15 protein-coding genes are annotated in these 16,016 nt (G+C 49.1%); 10 read left to right on the top strand and 5 right to left on the bottom strand.

The features are described from left to right. Positions 1-23 precede the first annotated feature (23 nt). The gene (locus RN22_RS06220; protein WP_046303562.1) at positions 24-674 is read right to left on the bottom strand and encodes a tRNA-uridine aminocarboxypropyltransferase; all 651 of its coding nucleotides are present in this window, start codon (positions 672-674) and stop codon (positions 24-26) included. Positions 675-723: 49 nt separating this feature from the next. On the opposite strand from RN22_RS06220, the gene rrtA reads away from it, so the two are divergent. Continuing rightward, positions 724-1,296, top strand: a complete 573-nt coding sequence (gene rrtA / locus RN22_RS06215) for a rhombosortase (RefSeq protein ID WP_046303561.1) — start codon at positions 724-726, stop codon at positions 1,294-1,296. A gap of 46 nt (positions 1,297-1,342) precedes the next feature. Here the strand turns inward: rrtA and RN22_RS06210 are convergent, their stop codons facing one another. After that, positions 1,343-2,557 carry a pyridoxal phosphate-dependent aminotransferase gene (locus tag RN22_RS06210; RefSeq protein ID WP_046303560.1) on the bottom strand — a complete coding sequence of 405 codons (1,215 nt, stop codon included), beginning with the start codon at positions 2,555-2,557 and terminating at the stop codon, positions 1,343-1,345. A gap of 494 nt (positions 2,558-3,051) precedes the next feature. Here RN22_RS06210 and RN22_RS06205 point away from each other — a divergent pair, with 494 nt between their 5' ends. The 6 genes from RN22_RS06205 to menE are packed head-to-tail and all read left to right on the top strand — an operon-like array spanning position 3,052 to position 10,070. Beyond that, on the top strand, positions 3,052-4,368 hold the full coding sequence (locus RN22_RS06205) for an isochorismate synthase MenF (RefSeq protein ID WP_046303599.1): 1,317 nt from the start codon (positions 3,052-3,054) through the stop codon (positions 4,366-4,368). After that, positions 4,365-6,083 carry a 2-succinyl-5-enolpyruvyl-6-hydroxy-3-cyclohexene-1-carboxylic-acid synthase gene (gene menD, locus RN22_RS06200; protein WP_046303559.1) on the top strand — a complete coding sequence of 573 codons (1,719 nt, stop codon included), beginning with the start codon at positions 4,365-4,367 and terminating at the stop codon, positions 6,081-6,083. The genes RN22_RS06205 and menD overlap by 4 nt, the downstream gene beginning before the upstream one ends. After that, positions 6,067-6,861 carry a 2-succinyl-6-hydroxy-2,4-cyclohexadiene-1-carboxylate synthase gene (menH, locus tag RN22_RS06195; RefSeq protein ID WP_046303558.1) on the top strand — a complete coding sequence of 265 codons (795 nt, stop codon included), beginning with the start codon at positions 6,067-6,069 and terminating at the stop codon, positions 6,859-6,861. The genes menD and menH overlap by 17 nt, the downstream gene beginning before the upstream one ends. Before the next feature lie 24 nt (positions 6,862-6,885). Further along, a complete protein-coding gene (menB, locus tag RN22_RS06190) occupies positions 6,886-7,752 on the top strand; it encodes a 1,4-dihydroxy-2-naphthoyl-CoA synthase (protein WP_002535540.1) in 867 nt (288 codons plus the stop codon). A 12-nt stretch (positions 7,753-7,764) separates the two neighbouring features. Beyond that, positions 7,765-8,745, top strand: coding sequence for an o-succinylbenzoate synthase (gene menC / locus RN22_RS06185; RefSeq protein ID WP_046303557.1), 981 nt, complete (start codon positions 7,765-7,767; stop codon positions 8,743-8,745). Beyond that, positions 8,727-10,070: an o-succinylbenzoate--CoA ligase gene (menE, locus tag RN22_RS06180; RefSeq protein ID WP_046303556.1), complete on the top strand. Its 1,344-nt coding sequence runs from the start codon at positions 8,727-8,729 to the stop codon at positions 10,068-10,070. The genes menC and menE overlap by 19 nt, the downstream gene beginning before the upstream one ends. On the opposite strand, the gene RN22_RS06175 is transcribed toward menE, so the two are convergent. The 3 genes from RN22_RS06175 to RN22_RS06165 all read right to left on the bottom strand — a co-directional run bounded on the left by RN22_RS06175 (position 10,067) and on the right by RN22_RS06165 (position 13,066). Then, a complete protein-coding gene (locus RN22_RS06175) occupies positions 10,067-11,932 on the bottom strand; it encodes an MFS transporter (protein ID WP_046303555.1) in 1,866 nt (621 codons plus the stop codon). The genes menE and RN22_RS06175 overlap by 4 nt on opposite strands. 17 nt (positions 11,933-11,949) lie before the next feature. Continuing rightward, positions 11,950-12,549, bottom strand: a complete 600-nt coding sequence (locus RN22_RS06170) for a TetR/AcrR family transcriptional regulator (RefSeq protein ID WP_046303554.1) — start codon at positions 12,547-12,549, stop codon at positions 11,950-11,952. A 121-nt stretch (positions 12,550-12,670) separates the two neighbouring features. Continuing rightward, a complete protein-coding gene (locus RN22_RS06165; protein ID WP_039849496.1) occupies positions 12,671-13,066 on the bottom strand; it encodes a TM2 domain-containing protein in 396 nt (131 codons plus the stop codon). Positions 13,067-13,350: 284 nt separating this feature from the next. On the opposite strand from RN22_RS06165, the gene RN22_RS06160 reads away from it, so the two are divergent. From RN22_RS06160 to RN22_RS06150, 3 genes are all read left to right on the top strand, one after another. Continuing rightward, entirely contained in the window at positions 13,351-14,244 is an 894-nt protein-coding gene (locus RN22_RS06160; protein ID WP_002535532.1) for a Tim44 domain-containing protein, read from the top strand. Between the two features lie 159 nt (positions 14,245-14,403). Continuing rightward, entirely contained in the window at positions 14,404-15,591 is a 1,188-nt protein-coding gene (locus RN22_RS06155; protein ID WP_369700093.1) for an MFS transporter, read from the top strand. A 130-nt stretch (positions 15,592-15,721) separates the two neighbouring features. Further along, complete coding sequence (locus RN22_RS06150) at positions 15,722-15,964, top strand: TIGR02647 family protein (protein ID WP_002535529.1); 243 nt, start codon at positions 15,722-15,724, stop codon at positions 15,962-15,964. Positions 15,965-16,016 lie beyond the last annotated feature (52 nt).

The raw sequence follows: 16,016 nt of genomic DNA, 5'->3' as shown, positions 1-16,016 counted from the left end.
ACCATGTCCTCAAATCTCAAATCTCAAATCTCAAATCTCAAATCTCTACCCCTTCCCCCATAATGCCGCTCAAACACACCGGGCGGCATTTGTTTTATCTGAAACTCAATCATTTCATTGAAGGCATTGATTAGTGGCTCGAAAGGCACGCTGTCTCCTGCCATTGTCGACAGGGCATAGAAGCCGGCTTCAACGGTTGAAAGGCCTCCATCGACCGGGGATTTTCTGATGCGGTAATTTCCACTCTGGATATCATCCAGCTTCACGCAAGGAAGTGCCTGCAGGTTTTTGGAAAGCTGATACATTTTAAAGGCTTTTCGCCAGGTGCCGTCGAGTAAAATTATACCGCGTTGTTTGTTTTGAGCCATTCCATCTAGTTGCCAGTTCCCGATCGGCTCAGATGTCTCTGCTGGGTAAAGCAGGGCGTAATGAACATCGCTGTCCAAAAGTTGGTTCAGCTCGTCATTGTTGCTGAAGTCTTCTCCCACGATGAGTCGACAGTTAGGGAGCGACAGAGAAAGAATACGCGCCGTACCGATGGGCTGCTTGACCTCTGAAGGGTGCTGAAGAACGATCACAGGCACATCACTTTCAATCTTCTGGATGAAAGTGCAAATGCAGGCTTTGTTGGCTTTTCCGCACTGCGGACAATATCGACTGGCTTTCTGGTTCATGACCACGGTACGCTATAACTTACTAATATCACGAAGCTTGGAGCACATATTGGCTCATCTTAGGTTTGTTGGCTTACTCGCCATCATCATACTCATTGCCCAAATCCCTACTATCCATCAACTGATGGTGTGGGATCGTACAGATATTCTTGCAGGGCAATGGTGGCGAATCGTAACAGGAAACCTAACACACACCAATGGTATCCACCTTGCTATGAATCTAGCTGGGCTGGTGGTGCTCGCTTTTCTTCATCGCGAATACTATGGCAGCAGAAGTCTTATCCCTATGGTGTGGGTGATGATGGCAGTGATAGGCGCGGTCATGTTCGTCAGCCCTTTTGATTGGTATGCCGGGCTTTCAGGTGTGTTACATGGCTTATTTGTTTGGGGCGTGGTGCGGGATATTCAAAACAAAATGCCGTTGGGGTGGGTGATGCTCATCGGCGTGATTTTGAAGCTGGGATTTGAAGCCTACACAGGCGGGGACTCGATGACTGCGGACTTGATCGACGCAGGTGTTGCCTATCAGGCGCATTTAGCCGGGGCGTGCGTTGGGTTGGCTTTCGCGCTGGTGTGGAAAGAAAACAGATTAAAGAATGAGGACCTAGGACCTAGGACCTAGGAGCTGGATCGCAGAATGTGGTTCCAGCTCCTAATTTCATAGAAGTTTACTGACGATACGTCGTTAGGAATCGCTCGAAACGGCCGATCGCCATTTCCAAATCATCTACGCGAGGCAGTGTGACAATACGGAAGTGATCTGGCTTGTGCCAGTTAAAGCCCGTACCATGCACCATCAACACTTTCTCTTGTAGCAGGAAGTCCAGCATCATCTTTTCATCGTTATGAATGCTGTATTTCTTGGTGTCGATTTTTGGGAACAGATACAGCGCGCCTTTTGGTTTCACGCAACTAATACCCGGGATCTGGTTCAACAACTCCCACGCTTTATCTCGCTGCTCCAGCAAACGGCCACCCGGTAGAATCAGTTCATTGATACTCTGGTAACCACCTAGTGCTGTCTGAATAGCATGCTGCATGGGTACGTTTGCACACAAACGCATCGACGCCAGCATCTCCAGTCCTGCGATATAGCCTTTTGCAAGATGGCGTGGGCCTGACAGGATCATCCAGCCAGAGCGGAAGCCACACACGCGGTAAGATTTCGATAGGCCACTGAAGGTTACGCAGAAAACATCCGGTGCCAGCGGCGCCATAGAATGGTGTTGAGCACCGTCGTACAGGATCTTGTCGTAGATTTCGTCCGCGAAAATAATCAGGTTGTTTTGACGGGCGATTTCCGCAATTTCCAACAGGAAGTCTCTGCTGTAAACTGCACCCGTTGGGTTATTTGGGTTGATCAGCACAATACCTTTTGTATTTGGCGTGATCTTGGCTTTGATGTCATCCAGATCTGGGTACCAGTCCGATTCTTCATCACACATGTAGTGAACGGGTTTACCGCCAGACAGTGATACTGCCGCTGTCCACAGTGGGTAGTCAGGAGAAGGTACCAAGAGTTCGTCGCCACCGTTCAGCAGTGCTTGCATAGCCATGACGATCAGTTCAGAGACACCATTACCAAGGTAAACATCTTCAACATCCAAATCCAGCATACCGCGTTTTTGGTAGTGCTGAACCACCGCTTTACGCGCCGAGTAAATTCCCTTGGAGTCACAATAACCCTGAGAAGTTGGCAGGTTTCTGATCACGTCTACCAGAATTTCATCTGGTGCGTCGAAACCAAATGGGGCTGGGTTGCCGATATTCAGTTTTAGAATTTTGTGGCCTTCTTCTTCGAGGCGTTTCGCCTCTTTCATCACTGGGCCACGTATGTCGTAACAAACGTTGTCCAGCTTGGTCGACATCCCGATTTCTTGCATCTTGGTTCCTGAGCTTAAATATTGCTGTTTTGCAGTAAATTACACTAATAAAAGTCGATTTATAAGTAGTCAATAGTAAGAAATGGCGAAAACACCCAAAATCAGTGATTAAATCCTAAGTACGGGTGTTTTGTTCTGTTAGAGGTGAGTTTCGTCACAATTGATAGTGCCTTAGTGCGAATTATCAAAAGGAAATGTTGGTAAAAATTGGATGGATGAGAGAGCGTTAGGCCACGGCTCAGAAGACATTGGATGTTATTTGGCCGTTCAGAGTGGTCACAGCGGGTAAAAGTGGCAGGCGATTAATTTTTAAAAAGTAGCACGTGAAATTGATCTAGATGAAGGCAATGCATGCAAAGGTCGTCGTAGCATTGAGGAGGAATGATTGTTTTCTTAGCCACACCGCCAGTGCCTCGAAGCATCAACTTCTGGGAACTTGAACATTTACCCACAAGAACTATTGCTTGTGGGCAGTGGCTTTAAGCGAGGTTAGTTTGACAAATTTGCGGCAAGCTATTGATAGAATTGTAGAATCCCTGTTAGCTACAACACCATTACCTCCTCAGTTATCTGAGCCATTTTGTTGGTCGATGAATACTGACCCTCTGGATTGGTTTCACTCGCAGCCCTTATTTCCTAAATTCTACTGGCAAACCCGTGATGGTAAAGAACAGGTATTGGCGCTTGGGCAGGTAAAAACCTTTTCTGATCCTGCCTGTGCAGAGCATCAACTCGCTAAAGGCCAACGCATTTGGGGAGGGCGGTCGTTCGATGGACGCACAGAGCGCAATCAACGCTGTCTCAAGTCTTTCTTTTTCCTTCCACAGATTGAGATTATTTGCCGTGATGGGCAGTGGTTCATCACGCTGAACGTTTGCGCGGACCTGTTAAAAGTTCGCTCGGCATTATCTAAGCTAATCATTCAATCCCAACGCTTATCCCATCTGGATTGCGACGTGTTGGCAACCCAGCATCAGCCAGAGTTTGGCCAATGGTCGACCATGATTGGTGATGCGTTGTCGGCGATTGAAACAACCGAACTGCAGAAAGTGGTACTGGCGCGTAAGACAACGCTTGAGCTTGATCGAGCCTTACCCGCAGCCAGCCTGCTTAAAGCTTCTGTAGAGATCAATAAGTCCAACTTTCACTTCCTGCTGGCGTTGGATGAAAAGCACTGTTTTGTTGGCTCGACACCAGAGCGTCTATTCTGGCGCAATGACAGCGAACTCTATACTGAAGCTCTTGCAGGTACCATAGGTCGCGGCAAAGACGCCGAGGAAGACCTCTCACTGGCGACTTGGCTGCTCAATGACAGTAAGAACATCTATGAGAACCGTTTGGTTGTTGATGATATTACCCAACGACTGAATCCCCACAGCGAGCAATTGGATGTTGAAGTCACTCCGCACTTAGTGCGTCTTCGCAATGTGCAGCACCTAAAGCGCGATATTGAAGCGAATCTAATCCCTGACGTACCTTCTTCCACATTACTGGATTTATTACAGCCAACCGCTGCGGTGGCAGGTTTACCCCGCGAGAAAGCAGTGGATTTTATCGTTGAGAATGAACCCTTCGTTCGCGGCTGGTACAGCGGCTCGGTGGGTTACCTTAGCCCTGAGCAAAGTGAATTCTGTGTCGCTATCCGCAGCGCCCTGATTGTTGATAACAAGGTGCATCTATTTGCGGGTGCAGGCATCGTGCCGGGTTCAGTGGCGGAAAGCGAGTGGAAAGAGCTCGACCGGAAAATGGCGACACTCAGAAACCTGCTGGGTCCTTCGCCGGACAAACACATGGAGAAAAAGGCCGGATGAAGCCTTCAACCATCAACCGTATCTGGGCACGACTGATTTTGATGTCGCTGCAACGTGCGGGTGTGAAAGACATTTGTATTGCACCGGGCTCGCGCTCAACACCGCTAACGTTGGAAGCGGAAAGACTCCAAAGCCTTGATTCCTCTATTCGTCTACATACCCACTTCGATGAACGTGGTTTAGGCTTTTTAGCGCTGGGATTGTCGAAAGCCTCTGACAATCCTGTCGCTGTGATTGTCACGTCCGGTACAGCGGTGGCGAATTTGCTGCCAGCTGTGGCAGAAAGCCGTTTAACCCGTGAAAAGCTGGTGCTGCTGACGGCAGACCGTCCGCCTGAGCTTATTCAATGTGGCGCCAACCAGGCAATCAGTCAGCAGGGCATTTTCAGCGAGCACGCAGAAATAACGAGTTTCCTTCCATCTCCTACAGAACATATTTCGCCAGCTTGGCTATTGTCGACAGTGTCAGAGGGGCTCCATCGTCAGTCAGAACTGGGCGGGAGTTATCATATCAACTGTCCGTTCCCTGAACCTTTATACGGGGAAATGGAAGACGCTTCGGTATACCTTGAGCCAGTACGAACCTGGCTGGAGAGTGATGAGCCTTACTTGTCCTTCACGCCTTCACGCGCAGATTTAAGCCAGCCTTTGCGCGATTGGGCTCAGCTCCAGCAACAAAAAGGTGTGTTGGTGGTGGGTAAGGCCTCTTTACGAGAGCGCCAAGCCATTGATGCGCTGGCTCAGAAACTTCACTGGCCTATTCTCTGCGACCCGCAAGCGAGCCAAGGCTCTGCATTCGCAGGCTTTGATGTTTGGCTGCAAAACCCTGCGTGTGCTGAAGTGCTGAACCAAGCTGATATTATCGTTCAATTTGGCAGCCGTTTGGTGTCAAAGCGCCTCGGCCAGTTTATTAACCAGTTTGAGGGGACGTACTGGTTGGTAGAGAAACATCCAGAAAGGCTGGACCCAAGTCATAAACAGGGGTTGCGTATCAATGCGCCATTGGCTGATATGGCGCTGGCTTTTTCTGATATCACCCGTGATAACGAACACGCGCATTGGGCTGATGTGTTGGTTGTGGCGAGCCAACAATATTTTGAGCGATTGGTGGCTTTTAACGGTTTGTCTGGTGAATCGCTGTCAGAAGTCTCCTTAGCTGCTGACTTCAGTCATTGGCTTTCGGAAGATAGCGACATCTTCATTGGAAACAGCATGGCAATCCGCCTGTTGGACATGTGTAGTCAACTGCCAGAAAAAGCCGTATTTGCCAATCGCGGTGCATCGGGCATCGATGGTCTGATTGCTACTGCCTCAGGCGTTCAACGCAGCAGACAGCGGCCTATGGTGATGCTGATGGGCGACACTTCCGCACTCTACGACCTCAACAGCCTTGCGTTACTGGCAAACAATCCGCTGCCATTTGCGCTGATCATCATTAACAATGATGGCGGCGGCATTTTCGATATGTTACCGGTGCCTGATCAGAACAAAGAAACCTTCTATCGCATGCCGCATGGCATCGATTTTTCTCATGCTGCTGCGATGTTCGGGCTCAATTATATATGCCCTTCATCGCTGGAAACCGCGCGAGCACAATGCATCGATGCGCAGTCTACGCCGGGAACGACGGTCATTGAACTCAAGGTTGGGGCAGGCGAATGTGGCAAGGCACTTAAAGCGCTGTTTGGTGACATTGCCAATGCAGAACTGCTCTGAAAGATTGAATTATTCCCTCCAAGGGCAGGCAGACAAACCTGCCCTTGTTTTCCTTCATGGCCTACTTGGCGACCATAGGGATTGGCAACCTGTCATTGATGAGCTTTCCAAAGAGTATCTGTGCCTGGCTATCGATTTGCCGGGACACGGTGGTAGCCAACATATCGAAGCGGTCGGCTTTGAAGATACCTGCATCAAAGTAATAGCAACAATCAACGAGACATTGTCTTCACCTTTTTGGCTGGTGGGCTATTCGCTGGGCGCACGCATTGCGATGTATCTCGCCACTCACTGCCCTGGCTCTCTCAAAGTAATAAGCACGCTTTTAGCTGGGCTTATTATCGAAAATGGGCATCCAGGTTTACCTGAATCCGAGAGAGCGGAAAGGCGTGAACATGATGAACAATGGGCGGTGCGTTTTGAAAATGAGCCCATTGTTGATGTGCTTCAAGATTGGTACCAACAACCTGTATTTTCCTCACTAAATCATGCGCAAAGACAAAGTTTGATCGTTAAGCGCAGTGATAACCTCGGTACAAAAGTGGCAAGCATGCTGCGTGCTACATCCTTATCCCAACAGGATTTTCTGGGCGATTTGCTCAGAATGTTGCCAGCAAAGGTGCACTACCTGTGTGGTGAGAAGGACAATAAGTTTCTGGCATTGGCGATGCAGTCGGGACTGTCTTATTCCATTGTCCCGGACGCCGGCCACAACATTCATGCAGAGCAGCCTTTGCTGTATTGCCAGTCGATTAAGCGGCTGATTGAACCTAATTAACTTAATGATTTAGATGGTAATGCTATGGCTAGAACAACAGGTTTAACCGAACAGGAACTGTATGCACCAGTGGTGTGGAATGATTGCTCTGAAGGCTATGAAGATATCCTTTTTGAAAAATCGGAAGACGGTATCGCGCGAATCACCATCAACCGTCCTGAAGTCCGCAATGCGTTCCGCCCTCAAACCGTGAAAGAGATGATCAAAGCGCTGGCCGATGCACGCTACGACGAAAAAGTAGGTGTGATTGTACTTCGCGGTCAGGGTGAACATGCATTCTGTTCTGGTGGTGACCAGAAGATCCGTGGCGACTACGGCGGCTACCGTGACGACGAAGGCACACACCACTTGAACGTGCTGGACTTCCAACGCCAAATCCGTACCTGTCCTAAGCCTGTGATTGCCTCTGTAGCTGGCTACGCTGTGGGTGGTGGTCATGTGCTTCACATGATGTGTGACTTGACGATAGCAGCAGACAACGCGCAATTTGGTCAGACTGGCCCGAAAGTCGGCTCGTTCGACGGCGGTTGGGGTGCATCTTACATGGCGCGTATAGTGGGTCAGAAAAAAGCCCGCGAGATCTGGTTCCTTTGCCGTTTCTACGATGCGCAAGAAGCGGTGGATATGGGTCTGGTTAACCACGTAGTGCCTTACGCGGAGCTTGAGCGTGAAACTGCACGTTGGTGTCGTGAAGTGCTTCAGCACAGCCCAATGGCGCTGCGCTGCCTGAAAGCGGCTCTGAATGCTGACTGTGATGGTCAGGCGGGTCTGCAAGAACTGGCGGGTAACGCGACCATGTTGTTCTACATGACCGAAGAAGGTCAGGAAGGCCGCAACGCTTTCAATGAAAAGCGTCGCCCAGACTTCGACAAATTCCCACGTAACCCATAACAGGTCGGGAAGATGAAGCACGCAACGCTTTACCGTTATTCGTTGCCGATGGACAGTGGTGTGATTTTGCGTCACACCCGTCTGGCGCAGCGAGATGGCTTGATTGTCGAACTTAAAAACGGTGAGAAAGTTGGCAGAGGGGAAATTGCGCCTTTGCCGGAATTCAGCGCTGAATCCATCGAGCAAGCACAAACTCAGATTGAGCTTTGTTTAGCGCAGTGGCTGGAAGGCGGCGAAATAGATTGGGACTTGCTCTATCCATCCGTCGCTTTTGGTTTGTCCGTTGCACTGGCAGATCTTGAAGGTGAAATACCTGCTGAAGGTAATTTCCTCACAGCGCCCTTGTGTAGCGGCGATCCAGATGAGCTGGTTGAAAAGCTCGCTGAATTGCCGGGCGAGAAAGTGGCGAAAATTAAAGTGGGCCTCTACGAGCCTATTCGCGACGGCATGGTGGTGAACATGTTTCTGGAAATCCTTCCGGACTTGCGCCTTCGACTGGATGCCAACCGCCAGTGGACGCCGGCAAAAGCAGCGCAGTTTGCCAATTATGTGAATCCCGCTTTCCGTTCCCGCATCGCCTTTTTAGAAGAGCCTTGTCAGACGCCCGAGCAAAGCCTCGCATTCAGTGAAGAAACCGGCATTGCCATTGCATGGGATGAAACCCTGCGCGATGAAGGCTTTTCGCTAGAATACAAAACCGGATTGTCTGCGATCGTGATTAAACCCACTTTAGTGGGTTCGCTCAAAACAGTGAAATCACTGGTTGAACAAGCACATACTATGGGTATGGAAGCGGTGATCAGCTCCAGTATTGAATCCAGTTTTGGTCTCAATACATTGGCTCGCATCGCCCACTGGCTAACGCCAGAGACCGTGCCAGGGCTCGATACGGTCTCATTGTTTGGGGCGCAGTTAGAGAAAGCGTGGCCAGGTTGTGAGTTACCACTTAGAAGACTGACTGACTGTGAAGTGGTATGGCAGGCGCACCAATAAGCTTCGACACTTTGCCCTGGCTTTACTGGGGTGAGGTTAAACCCCAACATACTGCTTTGTTTCTGGAAGGCGAGGCCATCAGCTGGCAGCGCCTTGTTTCAGATATTGGCAGTATGCCGTTGCTGCCCAAACCTCATAATCGCTATGTAGCCATCTCCTCTCGAAATGATTACCAAACCCTTTTGGTTATTCTTGCTGCCTGGCAACAAGGCTTGAAAACACTGTTGCTGAATCCAGCTTTCTCTCCAGCATTCCAGAAAGAGGTACTCGAGAAAGCGGGGGTTGAGATGGCTATCGATCCGCACACCGCATGTCCCTCTGGTTATTGGCAACAGTCTGAAGTGGTGCCATTTGATACCCAAGATATCCTGACTCTTGTGCTGACTTCCGGCTCGACGGGGACACCCAAAGCGGTCACTCACAATGCCAATGCCCATTTGACGAGTGCCAGCGGATTGTTTTCATTGATGCCATTTAGTGAGAGTGATTGCTGGCTTCTTTCCCTGCCGCTATTTCATGTTTCCGGTCTTGCCATTATCTGGCGGTGGTTACAGCGTGGGGCGACTCTGAAGATTGCAGACACCAAAGGTGATGCGTTGCGCTCAGCTTTAGAAGGTGTGACTCACGCTTCCTTGGTACCGACGCAATTGCAGCGATTGCTGGAAGGAGAGCATCCTTCTTCGTTAACATCCGTACTTTTGGGCGGTGCAGTGATACCCCAAGCGCTGGTGGATGAAGCAGAAGCAAAAGGCATTGGCTGTTGGTGTGGTTATGGGATGACAGAAATGGCATCGACCATCACGGCGAAACGGGCGAATGGACTTTTCTCGGTAGGTCGCCCGCTTCCGCATCGTGAACTTATGCTTTCCAGCCTTGGTGAAATCATGGTGAAAGGAGACATGCTTTCATCGGGTTACCTGATTGGCGGAAAGTTGGAGCCTTTGTCGGACGGATGGTTTGCGACTAAAGATAAAGGTGAATGGGTAGAGGGCGAGCTTCAGATTCTTGGCCGCTTGGATAACATGTTTATCTGTGGCGGCGAGAATGTGCAGCCGGAAAGTATTGAAAGGGCGCTTTCTGGCTTTGAAGGGATTGAGCAATTGTTTATTTTGCCCGTAGTGGATGCCAAGTGGGGACAGGCTCCTGTTGCGTTGGTGATGGGCAATGTTAATCAAGGTGACTTTCTGGCTTATGCAAAGTCGTTGCTGCCGCCACATCAGGTGCCTAAAGCCGCATACTCGATACCGAAGCATTTGCTAGACGGCGGGATAAAAATCTCCCGCCTCGCGTTAGCTGATTGGCTGACAAGCGAACAGCTGAATTAACGATAATCACCTCTTAACGTTTTCACATCACTAAACAATCGGTCGCATCTTGCATCTTCTGGCTGAACCGGACTTCCCGCCTCGACTTCCACTTTTGACCAAAACCGTTTTGGTAATTTGAGCAGGGCACGACCACCTTCACGGCTGAAATAACTTCCCCATAAACCTTTCAAAGCAATAGGTATCACAGGAACTGGTGACTGTTTCAGAATTAGGTCTATGCCACGTTTGAATGGCTGCATGTCACCATCTGACGTGAGCTGGCCTTCCGGGAAAATACACACTATCTCGCCGTCATTCAGTTGTGTTTTGACTTCCTTGAGCGCACAACGGATGGATCCGCTGGTGAGCTTGATAGGAATGACACGGCTGGCACGGAAGAAATAATTCAGGACGGGCAGGTGGTAGTAATCTTCGTCCATCACAAAACGAATAGGGCGTGGACAAGCGCCTGCCAGTATCAAGGCATCGACATAGCTGACATGGTTACATACCAGCAATGCGCCGCCTTCTTTTGGAATGTTTTGGAGATTTTTGTGGGTCACGCGATAGAAGCTGTGGCTTAAGAACCAAATAACAAAGCGCAACGCGAACAGTGGTACCTGCTTGCCGACATAGAGGGTGACAACAAGATTCAGCAGGGCGAGTACCAGGAAAAATTCGGGGATACTGATGCCCACGACACCAAGAAAAATCATGGCGAGAATGGCGCTGGTCACCATGAAGAGAGCGTTATAAATGTTATTGGCGGCAATGACCTGTGAGCGCTCACTATCTTCTGAACGTGCCTGCATCATGGAATACAGAGGAACAATGAAAATCCCTCCGAATATGCCAATCAAGAGTAAATCGACAAACACCCACCACAGAGACGGGTCGGCAATAAATTCTACAAAGCTTGCCGCAGTTGAAGGCACCGCAGGTGTCGAGAACATCAGGTGAATGCCGAAAATAGTCAATCCCAGTGCACCAATTGGCACAATGCCTGGTTCAATACGATGGCCCGAAAGCTTGTCACAAAGCAAAGAGCCAACAGCAATGCCGACGGAGAAAAGCGTCAGTAGAAACGAAACGGTCGCTTCATTACCGCCAAGGTGAAGCTTGGCGTAGTTGGGGAATTGCGTGAGATAGCTGGCACCGAGAAACCAAAACCAACTGATCCCGAGAATTGACTGCAGCACGACTTTATCTTTACGGGCAATCGCCAGCGTGGTTTTCATTTGCCGGATAGGAGAGAAACGGATTTTGAGAGAAGGGTTTCCGGCAGCTACCTCAGGAATAGAACGGGCGCTCAAATAACCCAGCACTGCAAATGCCACTACTGAGATAGCAGCAATATCTCGTGCTCCATCCATATTCGCGATAACCCCGGCCACCATGGTGCCAAGTAAAATCGCTAGGAATGTACCGGTTTCAACCAAAGCATTGCCCGAAACCAGTTCCTGAGGTTTTAGGGTTTGAGGCAGTAAGGCGTATTTCACAGGGCCAAAGAAAGCAGATTGCGTACCCATCAAGAAAAGAAGAACTAAAAGTGCCATGTAGCTTTCGTAGATAAAAGCAATGGCAGCGAGACTCATAATGCCGATTTCCAGTAACTTCACGCCGCGGATAAATTGGGATTTCTCGAATTTATCCGCGAGTTCTCCGGCGAAAGCTGAGAACAGAAAAAAGGGGAGAATAAACAGGCCAGCAGCGAGGTTGATGAAAAGGTCGGTACTTATCCCGATGACGCCGGGACCAGCAAATGCAACAAGGATCAACAGGACATTCTTGTAGACGTTGTCGTTAAACGCGCCGAGTGCTTGGGTGATAAAATAAGGCAGGAAACGTCGCTGTTTCAGAAGCCCGGTTTGGCTTGTCATCCTTTCCTTCCCGGCTATTAAGCGTCTGTCCAGCTCTTAAGGTAGCCTGTCAGCAGGTTATCGATAAGCTCTGCGCCATTGACTGGCACTGAGGTGAAGAACTTGTCGTCAACTGCAAGCAGCGTGATGCCATGAACTCCTGCCCAGAGTACGCGGCTTGCCTCTACCACTTCCTCATCGTTTTTGGTGGGAGAAAGTTGTTTAAGCAGGCTTTCCAGCATCCCTGTCATGCTTTGAATTCGATCACTTTGCCAATCTGGAAGCTTGTCACCCTTCATGCTGTGCTCAAACACCAGTTGCCAACGGTAAGGGTTTTTCGATGCGAACTCGAGGTAAAGATGCGCGAGTGTAAACAGGGCTTCACGGCAGTTTGATGTGTCGGTCAGCTTTTGTTGGGCCTGATGACGCAGATCGTCCAGCGTGCGAGCGACAACATGCAGTAGCAGAATGTTATAACTGCCAAAGACATTGACCAAGGTGCTGGGGACATACCCGATCTCAGCGGCGATTTTTCGCAAGCTCAGGGCATGGTAAGGCTGGGTGTCTAAATACTTTTCAACGCAGTTAAGCGTCATTTCTACCAGCTCTTCGCGGCTGTGGTCGTTCCTGCGTGCCATTACTTCTGCTGCAAATAGTGAACAATGTTCGATATTTTAGGAGTGGGGTCGGGAAAGGGCAAGTTACGAGCCTCTCAGTTTAGCTAAATGCCAACAACTGAGAGGCTTTGAAAGCAAAAGCTTAGCTGAAACGTTCGGCGTTTTTAATCGAAACCTGATCGTTCAGTGTCCAAAAATCATAAATCACACCAACGATGAAGAAGCCGCCAGTAAAGAGATAGATGATACCAGTCACCCATTTACCCATATACATACGGTGAATACCGAAGATGCCTAGGAAGGTCAGCAATATCCAAGCGACAGAGTAATCGACTTGTCCGCTGTTAAAGCGAAGGTCTGCTTCGCGATCCATGGATGGAATAAGAAATAGGTCAATCAACCAGCCAATCCCCAAAAGTCCGAATGTGAACAGCCAGATGGTTCCTGTCACAGGCTTACCATAATAAAAACGGTGTGCACCGAGAAAACCGAAGATCCATAAAATGTACCCGACGGTTTTACTGTGTGTATCGTTCATCGCATCAACCTTTCAGTCTGTTGTTTTCTCTCTGTGAATATGGACTGCATTGTAAGGCAATTGTTCACTAACGATCGCTATCTCCTCAACGGTTTACCGCATTTTTCTCAAAAAGTTGCCAAAAGGATAAAGCTCAATCGCAATTCCGAGTGAGTAAAAGAAGGAAATTTAAACGATTGGTAACATATTCGCCCGTAACAGGGTTTGACTTTCCGTGCCGCTGACATAGCATGAAAGTACCTTACGCTTGTTGCGTTATTTGACATTGAAACAAAAGGTTTGCAATGAAACGCTTTTTTACTCTATTCGCGCTGATGTTCGTGATGGTGGTATCTGCACCACACGCTGAGGCGAAGAAGTTTGGTGGCGGTAAGTCTTTCGGTAAAAGCTTTAAGACGGCGCCAGCACCAAAATCCCAACCGACCAACACTAACTCTATCAATAAGCAAAACGATCCTGCAGCTGCAGCGAAGTCGTCTTCTAAGAAAGGCTTGATGGGTGGTTTGCTGGGCGGCCTGCTAGCTGGTGGTCTGATCGCAGCCATGATGGGGGGAGCATTTGAAGGCTTCCAAATCATGGATTTCCTGATCATCGCACTGATAGCATTCGTGCTGTTTAAGATCTTCAAGAGCCTGATGGCGGCGAAGAACGGTTCGATGAACCGACCGCATCAACAGGCTTACGCTGGTGGCCAAGAGCCGCAAAACAAAGGTTACTACCACGAGCAACAACAGCCTCAGTTCCGTGAGTCAGCGGCGACGTCTTCGACGGGTGGTTTTGGTGCAGTAAATAACGATGTACCTTTTAACTTCCCACCGAACTTCGATATGGCTGGATTTGTAAACGGTGCGCGTGAGCACTACCGTATCCTGCAAGGTGCATGGAACCACAACCAGCTTGAAACTATTCAGGAATACGTGACGCCTGAGCTATATAACGATCTGGCTGAAGAGCGCCGTAAGCTGGAAGGCGAGCAGCACACTGAAGTCATGTATGTCGATGCGGAAATCGTCCGTGCTGATTACGACGGCAAACTTGCTCAACTGAGCCTGCAGTTCAGCGGCCGCTACACTGACCGTCAGGAAGGTGTTGAAGAAGACATTACTGATATCTGGCACCTTGAGCGTGATATGACACAACCAAACGCGCCTTGGTTGATTGTTGGTATTCAAGCTTAATCACTAAAGTTATTCCCCCTGAGAAGAGCAGCCCAAGTGGCTGCTCTTTTTTTGTTCATGATTTTTGAACAATGACTTCAACGATTCCCGTTAGCTTATTTATTGATTCGCAGTTACATTGGCGGAAACGACTTTCAATAAATATCGAGAAACAACAACGTGGAACGCTTTAGAACTCCCGCCCACCTTCTTATCGCAATGGCTTTTATCATGGCCATGGCGTTTTCTGTCTGGAACGTATTACTCAACAACTTTGTGGTAGAAAAGGCCGCGTTTACCGGTAAAGAAATCGGCATGCTGCAAAGTCTGCGCGAAGTCCCTGGCTTCTTGGCGTTTACGGCAATTTACCTCTTGTTGTTTATCAAAGAGCAGCGTTTTGCCTTGCTGTTTCTGGCTGTGATGTGTCTCGGTGTTGCCGTGACAGGTTGGTTTCCAACGGTATGGGGGCTGTATTTGACCACGATTGTGATGTCGATTGGCTTTCACTATTTCGAAACCGTTAATCAGTCGCTGACTTTACAGTGGATAGATAAAGATAAAAGCGCACACTTCATGGGACAGGTACTGGCTTGGAAGGGGGCGGCAAGCCTTGTCGCTTATGCCGCCGTTTGGCTGTTAATGGAGTGGATGGCGGTCAGCTATAACATCGTGTATATGCTGTTTGGCTTCGTCAGTTTGGCAGCAGTAATTGTTCTGTGGGCAATATTCCCTTCCTTCGAAAGTCCACACGCTCAGACTCGTAAGCTGATTCTTCGCAAAAGATATTGGCTTTATTACGGCCTGACTTTCCTCAGTGGAGCTCGTCGTCAGATCTTCATCGTTTTTGCCGGTTTCATGATGGTTGAGAAGTTCGGCTATTCCGTGGGTGATGTCAGTCTACTATTTATCATCAACTACCTTTTCAACATGCTGTTTGCAGCCAAAATTGGTGCCTGGATTGGCAGAGTGGGTGAGCGACGCGCCCTGACCGTCGAGTATGTCGGATTGGCGTGTGTGTTTACCGGCTATGCCTTTGTGGAAAGTGCAACGATGGCGGGAGTGCTATACGTGGTAGATCATCTGTTCTTCGCTATGGCAATCGCGATTAAAACTTACTTCCAGAAGATTGCTGATCCGGAAGACATTGCATCTACGGCAGGTGTGAGCTTTACCATTAACCATATTGCGGCAGTAGTGATTCCTGCTGCTCTGGGTGTGGTGTGGTTGTACTCACCAACAACAGTCTTCTTAGTCGGTACCGGCCTTGCTTTGGGATCACTGACTTTGTCGCGAATGGTGCCTTTGGCGCCAGAATCCGGTAACGAAGTCAGTTTCTTAGGTCGAAAACGTGCTCAGGATGTGGCGTGATTCAAACTTCTGTCTATTTGTAGCTGCTTGATTGTGCTTATCGATCAGTTCTTGATCTCGGCACAAATTCTATGTGTCACGACCAACTATATTCAAGGGTAACGAAACACGGATAAATGTTGGAGGCGCTATGCCATTTACGTCTGAACTGGTCGACGAAATGAACGTCCTGGTGAAGTTTTCTCGTTCTTCTGATCTCATGGGTATCAAGGTTCACAGTGATGCGGATCCTGATCTTGTGGCTGCAACAGAACGCCTTTATGACAAAAAGCTGATAACAGCAAAAGACGGTGGTTACTTAACTTCGATTGGTCGAGATGCGGTTGAGCATGCAAAAGAAGCACTGCGCATTTTAAGGTCACATCCTGAATAAACAGATATGCATTTAAGAAGAAAAGGGAGCCCATCGGCTTAATGCCGATCAG

The sequence above is a fragment of the Grimontia sp. AD028 genome (assembly GCF_000973155.1).
Taxonomy (GTDB): Bacteria; Pseudomonadota; Gammaproteobacteria; order Enterobacterales; family Vibrionaceae; genus Enterovibrio; species Enterovibrio indicus.
This window is presented reverse-complemented; position numbering and strand designations above follow the sequence as displayed.

What these genes read in the sequence shown, in the direction of transcription:
- menC (WP_046303557.1), top strand. Translation starts at nt 7,765, where the DNA reads ATGAAGCACGCAACGCTTTACCGTTATTCGTTGCCGATGGACAGTGGT.
- RN22_RS06210 (WP_046303560.1), bottom strand. Translation starts at nt 2,557, where the DNA reads ATGCAAGAAATCGGGATGTCGACCAAGCTGGACAACGTTTGTTACGAC.
- RN22_RS06160 (WP_002535532.1), top strand. Translation starts at nt 13,351, where the DNA reads ATGAAACGCTTTTTTACTCTATTCGCGCTGATGTTCGTGATGGTGGTA.
- menH (WP_046303558.1), top strand. Translation starts at nt 6,067, where the DNA reads ATGCAGAACTGCTCTGAAAGATTGAATTATTCCCTCCAAGGGCAGGCA.
- RN22_RS06165 (WP_039849496.1), bottom strand. Translation starts at nt 13,066, where the DNA reads ATGAACGATACACACAGTAAAACCGTCGGGTACATTTTATGGATCTTC.
- RN22_RS06170 (WP_046303554.1), bottom strand. Translation starts at nt 12,549, where the DNA reads ATGGCACGCAGGAACGACCACAGCCGCGAAGAGCTGGTAGAAATGACG.
- RN22_RS06220 (WP_046303562.1), bottom strand. Translation starts at nt 674, where the DNA reads ATGAACCAGAAAGCCAGTCGATATTGTCCGCAGTGCGGAAAAGCCAAC.
- RN22_RS06150 (WP_002535529.1), top strand. Translation starts at nt 15,722, where the DNA reads ATGCCATTTACGTCTGAACTGGTCGACGAAATGAACGTCCTGGTGAAG.
- RN22_RS06175 (WP_046303555.1), bottom strand. Translation starts at nt 11,932, where the DNA reads ATGACAAGCCAAACCGGGCTTCTGAAACAGCGACGTTTCCTGCCTTAT.
- menB (WP_002535540.1), top strand. Translation starts at nt 6,886, where the DNA reads ATGGCTAGAACAACAGGTTTAACCGAACAGGAACTGTATGCACCAGTG.
- menD (WP_046303559.1), top strand. Translation starts at nt 4,365, where the DNA reads ATGAAGCCTTCAACCATCAACCGTATCTGGGCACGACTGATTTTGATG.
- menE (WP_046303556.1), top strand. Translation starts at nt 8,727, where the DNA reads ATGGCAGGCGCACCAATAAGCTTCGACACTTTGCCCTGGCTTTACTGG.